We start from the raw sequence: 12,223 nt of genomic DNA on the forward strand, positions 1-12,223 counted from the left end.
TGATGACACTTTGACTGTCGGGTAAATATAAGTTCGTAAGGGGGATATCAAGCCATTTTAAAATTTCATTTCCGAAACCGCTTTCAAATGAAAAGAATAAAAAAGAGGTGGAAACCATGACATGGACGCAAGTTTTTACTCCTGTTGGGGGGAGTCTCGGAATCTCTGCGCTTGTTGCGCTTATTCCCATTCTTTATTTTTTCTGGGCGCTTGCGATCAAACGTATGAAAGGCTATATGGCAGGGCTGACCACTTTACTGATGGTGATCCTAGTTGCCGTATTGGTGTATCGCATGCCTGCGGGAATAGCGATAATGTCTTCGGTGCAAGGAGCCGTTTATGGTATTCTGCCCATCGGATGGATCATCATTTCCTCAGTATTTTTGTACAAGCTCACGGTGAAGACAGGGCAATTTGATATTATCCGCAGCTCTGTCTTATCGATCACGGAAGACCGCCGTCTGCAGGCGCTTCTTGTCGCCTTTTCTTTTGGAGCCTTTCTTGAAGGGGCTGCCGGTTTTGGCGCTCCTGTAGCGATTTCTGCTGCGCTTCTTGTCGGCTTGGGTTTTCATCCTTTGTATGCCGCGGGTCTTTGCCTAATTGCCAATACGGCACCCGTTGCTTTTGGCGCGATCGGAATTCCGATTATCGCCATGGAAGGTCCCACGGGCGTTCCAGCCATGGAAATATCCAAAATGGTCGGCCGCCAGCTGCCTATCCTATCTGTTTTTGTTCCCTTCTATCTGGTTGTGATCATGTCTGGATTTAAAAAGGCTCTTGAAGTGCTTCCAGCGATCCTAGTTTCCGGCATTTCTTTCTCCTTGACACAATACGTCACATCCAATTTTATGGGGCCGGAGCTTCCTGACATTTTATCTGCACTGGTTTCTTTGGTTGCGTTAACCTTGTTCTTAAAAGTTTGGAAACCGAAAACGATTTTCCGTTTTGCCTCGGAACAAGCAGCTACCGCAGAAGTAGCAGCCGCTTCACAAGCGATCAAGAACAGCAAAGCTCCCTTTACAACCGGACAAATATTCAAGGCATGGTCTCCCTTCCTGGTATTGACCGCCTTTATCTCTATCTGGGGGATTCCGACTGTGAAAAAAGCGCTGGTCGGCAAATATGAAGGGGCTAATCTTTTATTTAACGGTCTCAATCCCATTGGCAAAGCTTTAAGCTTCACGCCTGAGGTCCCTGGTCTGCATAACCTGATTATCGATGTGAATGGAAAACCGATTGCTGCTCTCTTCAAATTGGAAGTATTGGCAGCAGCCGGAACAGCGATATTGCTTGCTGCCATCGTAACCAAATTTATCGTCAGCATCTCTTGGAGAGATTGGCTTGCCACTTTTGGCGAGACATTGAACGAGCTGAAATTTCCGCTGCTCACGATTGCGTCTGTTGTCGGTTTTGCCTATGTTGCAAACGCTTCCGGAATGAGTACCACACTGGGAATGGCGTTGGCAGGCACGGGGATGTTATTCCCATTCTTCTCTCCGTTCCTTGGCTGGTTAGGGGTGTTTATTACTGGCTCAGATACTTCTTCCAACCTGCTGTTTGGAAATCTGCAAAAAGTCACAGCAACTTCAGTGGGAATGGAACCTGTTTTGGCCCTTGCAGCCAATACGAGCGGTGGTGTAGCGGGTAAAATGATTTCGCCGCAGTCGATTGCCGTTGCCTGTGCTGCGGTAGGACTCGCCGGAAAAGAATCTGATTTATTCCGCTTTACAGTGAAACACAGTTTACTCTTGGTTGTAATAATCGGTATTATCACGTATTTGCAGTCCAATTTACTGTCATGGATGGTTCCATAAAAAACAGCGGGTGCTGAAATAGCACTCGCTGTTTTTTTATCCGTTCCAAACCATTTATGACCGGTGTTCAGGCACAGTGCTTTCCTGAGGGCGTTGTCAAAGTCCACGCAATCGGCTTTTACTTAATCGGCAAACTGTTTATGAGCTTGGTTGAAGTCGGTAATCTATTATACCTTACCTATTAATTAACACTGCCGATGTAGCGCTCTAACATGGTGGTCAGTTTCCCGTTATGTTTTTGATCGTCAATTTTCGTTTTTATGAAAAACCTCTTTGGCAAGAAGAATTGCCGATCCAGCACGTGGCCATCCTACATAAAAAGCAAGATGTGTCATCACTTCTATCAGTTCTCCTTCAGTAAGACCATTTTCCTTGGCAAGGTTGAGATGATAAGGGAGTTGACTTGTATGCTCGCTAGCTATTAAAGCGGATACCGTAATGAGACTCCGCTCCCGGAGCGACAGTTCTTCTCTTCCCCATACATCACCAAACAGAATTTCTTCCGTATAACCGACAAAGGCTGGAGCAATATCTCCAATGGTTTCTCGAACAGTCGATGTAATCCGTTTATGTCTCATCGTCATTCCTACTTTCTCTTTTTTACCCACACAAAGCCGCATATCAAATCATTTGGGCAATTCCGTTTCCAAACGTCCAATCCTCCACTTCCGTTTCAACCAGAACAACAAATACATCTTCTTCTCGGATGTTGCACTGAATGGACAAGAGCACGGCTAAATTTTTATAAAACGCTCTTTTTTGATCTCTGCTCCTTCCTGATCCACATGTTATTTGGATATAAAGCAACCGGTCTGTTCTAGCAATATTCAAGTAATCAGGACTGTAATAAAATTCGCTCTGTCTATGGGCGTGAAAGACTTGGAAAAAATCATTTTCTGGAACACTGAAATGTTCTCGCAAGGCGCTCATGATACATTGACTTATAATGGGCAAATCCTTCTCCGTATATTGATTTTCTAAGTAACCCACTCGTACGAATGGCATCTTGTATCACCCCTTTCATTTTCATAACTCGATTTTACGCCTTCCATCTTCATCTGTATAATTGAATTAAAACATAATATTTTTCATTTTTTTAGATGGAGTTGATGGCATGGATTTGAAAGAACTAACCACATTTCGTACCATCATTCAAGAGGGCACGTTCACCAAGGCAGCCGCAAAGTTGAATTACGCGCAGTCTACTGTCACCAATCAAGTGCAGAGACTGGAGAAGGAATTTGGCATCAAACTTTTTAAAAGAGGCTGGGATGCAGAGTTAACGGCATCAGGAAAAATATTTGCTGAGGAAGTTGATAAACTGATTCATCATTGGAATTATGTATTGGAACAAGCCAAATCTTTGCAAAAAGAAGAGATTGGGATACTGAATATCGGAGTTATCGAAACCTTGACAGCAACTGTGCTGCCGATAGTCCTTCACAAATTCCGTGAATGTAGACCAAATATTACCTGTAATTTTGTCGTTGGAAATACGGACTCTCTCTCTCAGGCATTACTTGATAACTCACTTGACTTCGCCGTTTGTGGAGAACCGTACAATCTACCTTCCTTACACCTGGAGCCTCTATACAACGAAAAGATTTCCTTTATCGTGTCTAAAGATCATGCCTTTGCCTTGAAACCCTCTCTCTCACTGGAAGAACTGTATGAGTACCCGTTGATCGTCGGGGGAAAAAACTGCTTGTACCATATGCGTTTGGAAAAAGAATTTTCCCGCTATTCTGCTAAGCCATTTTATTATTCAGTCAGTCAAATTTCTTCAATACCATCATTCGTACAAGAAATCCCGTCTGTCGGAGTAATCCCGAATTCCTTACCACTATCGTCTGATGTGGTCACCATACAGGTCGAAATGTCAGATCCGTATATTCCTATTGGCTTGTTACAAAAAAGCAGCATAGAAAATATATCTTCGACTAAAAAATTGTTTTTGCAATATTTAAAGGAAGAATTGCTCAATTTGCAAGGACGAGTAGGCTTAACTTGAATTAGGTATTATGAACCGCTGCTTTCGAGAGCGTATTTATTCAATGGAGAGATGATGTAAAATATGGAAAAAGGCTTTAAATGAAGGAGGCACTAGATGGAAACATGGTTGGAAGAGTACAGTCGTGGATACAAAATGCTGCGGGAAGCCATCGAGGGGTTGGCGGAAGAGGAGCTTCGTTTCAAACCTGCACCGGACAAATGGAGCATCCACCAGATACTTATTCATGTAACAGATTCCGAGATTTTGTCGACGCACCGGATGAGAAAAGTCCTGGCGGAGGAAGAGGCGAATCTCTATTCGTTTGACCAAGACTCATGGGTGAATGGAGTGGGGTATGATCAGTTGGATCTCGAACAGCATCTGCTGCTCTTCCAATTGCTACGCAACAGTATGCTGCCAATTTTGACCAATCTGACAATACAACAGAGCGAGCGAGTAGGGGTGTATCCCGATGGAGCGCGATTCACTTTCAAAGAATTGCTGGAATATCGCATCCAGCATGTGCGCGTTCACCTTGCCCAGATTGAGCGTGTGAGAGAGGCGTATCGACAGAGATAACCCACGCCAGTTTGAGAACGTGGTGGCAAAAATGAATAGGAGTTGGTAATTTCTAAATTTGTTCAGGTTTAGTGGGTATATTGCGAAATAATAAATTATTGTGAAAAAACCTAAAAAATCGGGGCGTATCAATACATGGTTGCAGTATAAAATAACGAAACTAAACATTCAGAGGAGCACTCTATCATGCGATTTTTCGTTTGATAAGGGTTGCTCTTTTTTTGCTTGGTGAGGTGATCGCCAGACCCATACTTAATCTGGTTGGATGTAAGAAGCCAATTAAACGGCTTTGGACGAGTTCACTTACAAAAGATAGTGTAATGAATCTTTTCAAAGTATGTTGCCTGAATATGCAAAACGCCCTTTATTTTATGAAGCGCAAGCTCGAGCGCAGGCCGATTGGTTAATCGGATTCTTGCGGCCTTTAACTTAAATGAAAAATCATATCAAGGAAAATGATTCAAAGGAACTGTTATTCGCTTCGTTCATAATCCACTTTTTGGGGGGAACGTACTGTATGTTATTCGATTGATGATCCCGCCATTTTCCAGCTTAATTAGTGCTGGGTTAACATTTTTTTGTAATCGCAGGCATAATACGTTTCAATTCACTGGTATGTAGCTTCAATCGAAATATTATATTTATTCATAAGATCACTCCTACTAAAATGCTATAGGAACTTTTCAGTACCTATAGCACAAAAAAGTACGTACTTTTGATTGGATTTGTTATGGATGTGTTTGGCAAAATAAAAGTACACACTTTGGCAACCGAAAAGTGCAGACCATTTCCGAACATGAAAAAAGCCTTGCCAGCTAACTAAACAACCCCCTACTCTTCTATTTGCGGAACAGATAGGAGAGGGATGAAAGGAATGCTGGCAATGGCTCAACAATACTATATCAAATACTTGCGGGACGTAAAAGATCAATCGATCTCCCAGATAGCAGAACAAACTGGTGTTAACTGGAGAACAGCAAAGAAATATGCAGATTGTTCGGACTGGAACAAAGAAGAGTGTCCTCTTCGAGGAAAATTCCCTATTATGGAAGCTTATCGTGAGCAAGTGGATACTTGGCTTATGGAAGATCAAACCCGCCCCAAAAAGCAGAGGCACACGGCAAAACGTATCTATGATCGCCTTGTTTCCGAATTTGGCTTTGCAGGATCAGATCGTACCGTACGGTACTATGTTGCCAAGCGGAAGTTAGAACTGCAAATCGAAAAATCGGAACCTTATATTCGTTTAAAACATCCAGGTGGAGAAGCTCAGGCGGACTTTGGAACATTTCAAGCAATTATTGGCGGTGAACTGGTAGAGCGGAAAATGTTGATCCTCTCCTACCCTTACAGCAACGCGGCATTTGTTTTTGTTACTCCGAAGGAGAACACCGAGTGTTTCTTGGAAGGGTTACGGCGGTTATTTGAGATGAGCGGCGGAGTGCCTAATCGAATCTGGTTTGACAATCTTTCAGCGGCAGTTGTATCTGTAGGAACCGATGGAAAGAGAAAGCTTACAGACGAATTTCAACGATTTGCTCTTCACTATCGCTTCCAGCCTGTATTTTGTAATCCAGCTCAGGGAAACGAAAAAGGACATGTTGAGAATAAAGTTGGTTATGCACGAAGAAATTGGTGTGTTCCATTACCTGTAGCCAATGATTTGGAACAACTACAGTATGTTATCAATCAGCAAGCCTTTGAGGATTTGAAAAGACTCCATTATGCGAAGGGAGTCTTACAGCAAGAGCTTTGGGAGCGAGAGAAAATCAAGCTTTTGGAACTTCCTCTCGTACCTTACGAGGCTTTCCGTTTAGAATCCGTAAAAGCCAATGGATACGGTGAAGTTCTCGTTGATCAAAAAACGTTAAAGGTTCCATCTATCCGTTCTCACGAACGAGTATGGCTGAAGTATTGGTGGAACAAAGTAGACGTACTAAATGACAGCTATGAAGTCCTCATTTCACTACCAAGGGGATATATAGACGAGCCGATCCCAATTGATCTGCAAACGCTGTTGGAGCCACTTTATAATAGGCCGAAGGCTCTCGATTACAGTTCTGTCCTTGCTTTGCTTCCCAGCCAAACAAAAGCTTTTCTTCAATCTGTGGAAGGAAAAAGTCGCAAAGCAAGAATCGGCTGGATCATTCGAATGCTAAGAACATACCAAATTGAGGAGATCGAAAGATGCCTTACGCAAGAAAAGCAGGATGATGTGAGTCGATTGGAGCATGTTCTGTACCGTTTACGTCATCCAGAGATAATCCCAACACCTATGAAAGACAATCGAACACCGTCTGTTTTCGTTGGGTATCAGCCAGATCTTTCGAGATATGATCAACTTCAACGGACGGAGGTACGAAAATGAGAGAAGAATTACGTCAACTATGCAAGCAGATGAGATTAGCACATGTCATGAATATCTATGATCAAGTACCGTTTGAACACCCAACTCAGTTTCTTCATGCGGTTCTATCAGCGGAACGAAGTTCCCGTGAGCAGGGAAAAATCCGACGATTGTTACAGAAAGCAAGATTTACGCAAATAAAGACTTTTGAAGGGTACTCTTTCGAGTCGGTTTCGCTACCTGAGAGTGTAACGATTGAGGAATTGAAGAGAGGCTCGTTTGTAGAACGAAAGGAAAATGTTATTTTGCTGGGTGCCGTAGGCACAGGAAAGACGCATCTGGCCACGGCAATTGGTGTAGAGGCGTGTAAACAGGGGAAAAATGTGAGGTTTTATCGGGTTGCAGAGTTGGTTTCCATTTTGCAAACCAAGTTTCATGCTGGCAATCTACCGAGATTTCAGAAGGAATTAATGGATGCTGATTTACTAATCTTAGATGAGTTAGGATTTGTTCCGTTTCACAAGGATGGTGCTGACCTACTTTTCCATCTAATCTCAGAATGTTATGAGCGAATCAGTGTCATTGTTACCTCGAATTTGGAATTCAGCCAATGGAATACGGTTTTCGGAGATAACCGTTTAACCGCTGCCTTGATTGACCGTCTTGTGCATCATGCTCACATCGTAGCTTTCACAGGAGAGAGTTATCGCCTTCGGCATGCTCTTTCCCACCGTTAATAATAAAAATTTAGCCTGGCAAGGCTATGCACAAAATGGCTGCCGAACTCTGCACTTTTTACTTGCCAAATACAGTTATGGATCATAATAACACTTGCCGGTAAGGGGGAAAACGAAATCCGGTTGTTGCCCTGTTTTATATGTTTATTTTGAAAGCAGTTGTGTTTTTTCTCTTAACGTTCACTGCTCCATTTACAGCTATTGGGTTAATTTCGATTATTTTGATGGGGTTACTTCATTTTATGAACGTGCCTGGACGTTGTGATGTTGGCTGATTGAAGTATGGCATTAGAACGAAAAGACCAAAAAAATCCGGCATAAAATCCATGAGGTGATAAATATGAGTACAGAATCCTTTGATGAAATGATGAAAAAGATAATAAATGATGAGGAAACGTTGCAATTCACATCATTTACTAACGAAGACGCTCTTCAATTAGGTTTGTTGATTGTTGATATGGCCAAACAAGAAGAAAAACAGATCGCTGTAGATATAACAAAAAATGGCGTGCAATTGTTTCACTTTAAGATGACAGGCACATCTCAGGTAAATACCGAATGGATCCAACGCAAAAATCGTGTGGTAGCCCTGCATGATCACAGTTCCTATTATTTGCAAAGACAAAGTGAAATAACTGGAATTCCTTATCACGAATCAATTCGAGTGGATGCCTCTAAATACGCGGCATATGGGGGAGCTTTTCCCATCATGGCTAAAGGCGTTGGGATCATCGGGACCATAACGGTATCAGGACTAACTCCCGAAGAAGATCATGAATTGGTTACAAAAGCAATCCGCTCTTATTTAAACAGATAATTAGAAGAGTAATCTTCTGATTTAAGGGGGTGGTGTGAATGTCAATCAAAATGTTGACCACCGTGCTCATCAAAAAATTGACCACCATGGCAAAAATTATTCCACCCGACGGGTGGGTAACTTTTTCATGATCACGATTGCTTCAGACTTTGCTTAAATCGGTAACTATCACCGTTCATTGCAAAAATGTGAGCTCGGTGTGTAAGTCGATCCACTAAAGCGGCCGTCATTTGTTCATCTTTGAACACTTGAGTCCAGTTAGCGAAGTCCAAATTGCTAGTAAGGATCATGCTTCCTTTTTCATAACGAGCAGCACAAAATTGAAATAGTAGCTCAGCACCTGTTTTACTTAAAGGAACAAAGCCTACCTCATCAAGAATGGCTAGATCGACTTTTAACCATTGTTTCTCCAATTGAAGCAAGCGCCTCTCTGATTGCGCCTCCATCCCAAGGGAAATCGATAAATGTGTTTTCCCGGTGCCTGAATTTCCGATAAAGATTACATTCTCAGCCTTCTCGATGTACTCGCAACGAGAAAGCTGGAGAACCTTCGGTTTATTTAGAGCTGGCATGACTGAAAAATCATATTGGTCTATGGTTTTAATTGTAGGGAACTTTGCTTGTTTGGTGCGGGATGCAATTTGATTCGCATCTCGTTGCAAAACCTCTTGCTCCAAAAGAGCCAAGAGAAAATCTTCATAAGGGATTTGACGCTCCATGGCATCATGAGCCATTTCCTTATAGGATTTCTTGATTGCGGGCAACCGTAGACGTTTTGCATAGGCTTCAAGTAAAAATGATGTACTCAATGAACCACACTCCTTTTTCGCAACAAGTCATTGTACTGAGTAAGATTAGGGGACTTTACTCGGATAACAGGGACATGGCTGTCAGTCTCAAAAGCAAGAGACGGAACCCGATGCTCTGGTATTGTTCGTTGGAGAAGAAGTTGCCTTACGGCATCGTACTGGAAAATCCCTTTTTGGGCTGATTCGCGCAATGTATTCTCCACTAAGGTGGGCTCGAACTCCCGATGCAATAAGAGAATACGAATAAAGTCTTTCATTCCTCCAGACCGATGTTTGCACCGATCTAGAAACTGGTGATAAACATCAGGGAATTTGGCCTTCTGCAAGGGCCGAGCGTAAAGAACAGATCCAGGACGGATCAACATGAGATCGAGGTAATGGTCATAATCGAAAATCTCTTTTCCTTTTTCAAAACAGCGTTTATGGGTAGCGATTAGCTCTCCATTATGATAGATCGCAAGATCATCAGCGTAAACTCGGCATACTAACTCCTTTGATGCATATGAAACAGGTACAGAGTACGCGTTTTGCTCAAAGGTAATCAAGGAGAGCGAATTGCTCTTGACGGTTACCATTCGACAGCAATCTAAAGGCTGAGGCGGAAGTGGCAACATACGCTCCTTATCTTCAATAAAAGCATCCGCCACTGTAATGGTTGATCGCGGAACCTTAGTCTTTTCATAAGACACGCATTTTTCCAATAGCCAACGATTTAGTTCATCTAAAGAGGATACGGAGGGCATTGGCGTAAAAAACTGCTGTTTGACCATTTTCACAAGGTTCTCGACCTGTCCTTTTTGATTCCCTTTTGCGGGCTCGCAAAAGTAACTTTCGAACAAATAGTGTGCTCGTAATTGGGTAAACCGTTCCTGTTCTTCTCGATTTTTCCCCTCCAGAATTTTTTTCACAGCTGTCTTTAAATTGTCGTAGACAATGGTTTGAGGTACGGCTCCAAGAAACTCGAAAGCATTTACATGACCTTGTAAAAGTGCTTCCTGCTTTTGATGAAAGAATGTTTGGATAAATATTTTCCGGCTATACGTGCAGCGCAAACAGAATACCTGGACGGTAACTTGCTTTCCAAACAGTAGGATATCCACCTCTCCCCAGTCGAATTGAGCAAACTTCCCTGGTGGGAATTCAAGAGGAACGTACGCTTTTGGCGGAGAAACTCGTAATTGTCTAACATAGCCACGAACGGTTGATTCGCCGCCTATGAAGCCATATTCTTCTACGAGTCTTTGATAGATGCGTTTGGCAGTATGTCGCTGCTTTGGAGGAGCATGTTCATCTTGACGCAGCCATTCCAAGATGATTGGTTTAACGGATTCAATGACTGGTTTCGGCTTCGGTTTAGAAAGCTTGTATACAGGAATTTCTGTTGTTGTTAAGGCTTTACGTATGACTTGCCGAGAATATCCTGTCTCTCTGGAAATTTGACGAATCGGTTTGCCTAGCACGAAGTGCTGTTTCCTGATAAACTCATAATTAGCCATCTGAAGCATTTCCTTTCCTCCTATATCTTGTTAGTCTCAGCAACTTCAAGATATAGGAAAGAGGTGCTCAGGTGGTCAATTTTTTTTTGAGCGTTATACTGCAAAGTGGTCAATAATTAGATTAGCATTCACAGGTGGTTCAAGCTTATAAAAACATTCGTTCGGATATATTTAAGTAAGCTGCTCCTTTTTATCAAATAATCAAGGATGTGTATGAAATGCCATTCATTGTACTAAATACATGGCCAGCTATGTCGAAAGATATGAAAAAAGAATTCATTGCACAGACAACAGAGTTAACAACAAACGAATTAAAGATCGTGCCGGATAAAATTCAAGTGTTGATACATGAACTTGAAAAAGAAAACTGGGGGAAGGCAGGCGCTTCCGCAACGGATCATGACTTTGCTCTTAAGAGCCGGCGTATCAATTGGGTTACAGAAGAGTCTTATCACACAGATGACACTGAAATAAATGGTATGGCTGTCGTTACAGTTGATATTTGGAATACGTTTGACCAGGTAATTGGGGGCAAAGTGGTGTGACAGGAGCAGATAAAGATTTTCTTTCAAAAAGTCGACAATTGTAAACAGTTTTCATATTAGCAATGGAAATTGGCTCAATAAAATAACAATAATAAGGGAGATAATGTTCAATGGCGAAAAATTTGCAAGATACTACGATTCTTTACAATGGTGTTAAAATGCCTTGGTTTGGTTTGGGAGTATTTAAAGTGGAGGAAGGTCCAGAACTTGAGAATGCGGTAAAAACAGCCATCAAGCATGGATATCGCAGTATTGATACAGCTGCTATTTATGGAAATGAAGAGGGAGTCGGCCGCGGGATCCGTGAAGGGCTGAAAGAGGCCGGTATTTCCAGAGAGGAACTTTTTGTTACTTCAAAAGTATGGAATGCAGATTTAGGATATGAGTCAACTTTGGCAGCTTATGAAGCCAGCTTAAAAAAATTGAATTTGGAGTATCTGGAGTTATACCTGATTCACTGGCCTGTGGAAGGGAAATTTAAAGAAGCTTGGAGAGCATTGGAAACACTTTATAAAGAGGGACGAGTAAAAGCAATCGGGGTAAGTAATTTCCATATTCATCATCTCAAAGAGTTGATGAAAGATGCGGAGATTAAACCAATGGTGAATCAAGTGGAACACCATCCACGTTTGACCCAAAAGGAGCTTCAAGATTTTTGCAGGGAGCAAGGCATTCAATTTGAAGCATGGTCTCCGTTAATGCAAGGACAACTGTTGGATAATCCAGTATTAAAAGAGATTGCTAATAAGCATCACAAATCCATTGCACAAGTTATCCTGCGTTGGGACTTGCAAAATGGTGTCGTAACGATTCCAAAATCTACAAAAGAACATCGAATCGTTGAAAATGCATCGGTGTTTGATTTTGAGTTGACAAAAGAAGAGATGGATCGGATCGATGGCTTGAATCAGAATCATCGAGTCGGACCAGACCCGGACAAATTTGATTTTTAATAGGTGGAAACAATAACCCATGGACAAGCTAATTCGACAAAATAATCGGTTGCACCCTTAACGTGGAGATAACCGGCTCGGCAAAGACTGGCTGTTTATTCACATGGTAGAGATAACAAGCCAAGGAGCATGA

General features: G+C 42.2%; 11 protein-coding genes and 2 pseudogenes. 9 read left to right on the top strand and 4 right to left on the bottom strand.

Annotated features, from left to right (window positions below):
* Positions 1-116: 116 nt before the first annotated feature.
* Positions 117-1,814 carry an L-lactate permease gene (locus ACUUHJ_RS15635; protein WP_472299283.1) on the top strand — a complete coding sequence of 566 codons (1,698 nt, stop codon included), beginning with the start codon at positions 117-119 and terminating at the stop codon, positions 1,812-1,814.
* Between the two features lie 245 nt (positions 1,815-2,059).
* Here ACUUHJ_RS15635 and ACUUHJ_RS15640 read toward each other — a convergent pair whose 3' ends face one another.
* On the bottom strand, positions 2,060-2,392 hold the full coding sequence (locus tag ACUUHJ_RS15640) for a carboxymuconolactone decarboxylase family protein (RefSeq protein WP_064199704.1): 333 nt from the start codon (positions 2,390-2,392) through the stop codon (positions 2,060-2,062).
* Between the two features lie 43 nt (positions 2,393-2,435).
* Positions 2,436-2,819: a tautomerase family protein gene (locus ACUUHJ_RS15645; protein WP_472299284.1), complete on the bottom strand. Its 384-nt coding sequence runs from the start codon at positions 2,817-2,819 to the stop codon at positions 2,436-2,438.
* Positions 2,820-2,928: 109 nt separating this feature from the next.
* Here ACUUHJ_RS15645 and ACUUHJ_RS15650 point away from each other — a divergent pair, with 109 nt between their 5' ends.
* The 6 genes and pseudogenes from ACUUHJ_RS15650 (at position 2,929) to ACUUHJ_RS15675 (ending at position 8,287) form a co-directional block, all read left to right on the top strand.
* The gene (locus ACUUHJ_RS15650) at positions 2,929-3,825 is read left to right on the top strand and encodes a LysR family transcriptional regulator (protein WP_472299285.1); all 897 of its coding nucleotides are present in this window, start codon (positions 2,929-2,931) and stop codon (positions 3,823-3,825) included.
* Between the two features lie 96 nt (positions 3,826-3,921).
* Positions 3,922-4,386, top strand: a complete 465-nt coding sequence (locus tag ACUUHJ_RS15655) for a DinB family protein (RefSeq protein WP_064199326.1) — start codon at positions 3,922-3,924, stop codon at positions 4,384-4,386.
* Positions 4,387-5,251: 865 nt separating this feature from the next.
* A complete protein-coding gene (istA, locus tag ACUUHJ_RS15660; RefSeq protein WP_472298126.1) occupies positions 5,252-6,754 on the top strand; it encodes an IS21 family transposase in 1,503 nt (500 codons plus the stop codon).
* Complete coding sequence (gene istB / locus ACUUHJ_RS15665) at positions 6,751-7,470, top strand: IS21-like element helper ATPase IstB (RefSeq protein WP_092272886.1); 720 nt, start codon at positions 6,751-6,753, stop codon at positions 7,468-7,470. The genes istA (ACUUHJ_RS15660) and istB overlap by 4 nt, the downstream gene beginning before the upstream one ends.
* Before the next feature lie 104 nt (positions 7,471-7,574).
* Positions 7,575-7,727: pseudogene (locus ACUUHJ_RS15670) on the top strand (MFS transporter); the annotation flags it as partial.
* A gap of 83 nt (positions 7,728-7,810) precedes the next feature.
* Positions 7,811-8,287, top strand: coding sequence for a heme-degrading domain-containing protein (locus ACUUHJ_RS15675; protein WP_472299286.1), 477 nt, complete (start codon positions 7,811-7,813; stop codon positions 8,285-8,287).
* Between the two features lie 131 nt (positions 8,288-8,418).
* On the opposite strand, the gene ACUUHJ_RS15680 is transcribed toward ACUUHJ_RS15675, so the two are convergent.
* Positions 8,419-9,096: an ATP-binding protein gene (locus ACUUHJ_RS15680; RefSeq protein ID WP_472299287.1), complete on the bottom strand. Its 678-nt coding sequence runs from the start codon at positions 9,094-9,096 to the stop codon at positions 8,419-8,421.
* Positions 9,093-10,601, bottom strand: coding sequence for an IS21 family transposase (istA, locus tag ACUUHJ_RS15685; protein WP_472298428.1), 1,509 nt, complete (start codon positions 10,599-10,601; stop codon positions 9,093-9,095). The genes ACUUHJ_RS15680 and istA (ACUUHJ_RS15685) overlap by 4 nt, the downstream gene beginning before the upstream one ends.
* 209 nt (positions 10,602-10,810) lie before the next feature.
* Between istA (ACUUHJ_RS15685) and ACUUHJ_RS15690 the strand changes: the two are divergent.
* Positions 10,811-11,181: pseudogene (locus ACUUHJ_RS15690) on the top strand (tautomerase family protein).
* 66 nt (positions 11,182-11,247) lie between these two features.
* Positions 11,248-12,090: an aldo/keto reductase gene (locus tag ACUUHJ_RS15695; protein ID WP_472299288.1), complete on the top strand. Its 843-nt coding sequence runs from the start codon at positions 11,248-11,250 to the stop codon at positions 12,088-12,090.
* The last annotated feature ends 133 nt before the right edge of the window (positions 12,091-12,223 follow it).

It is taken from the genome of Brevibacillus schisleri (assembly GCF_055685845.1).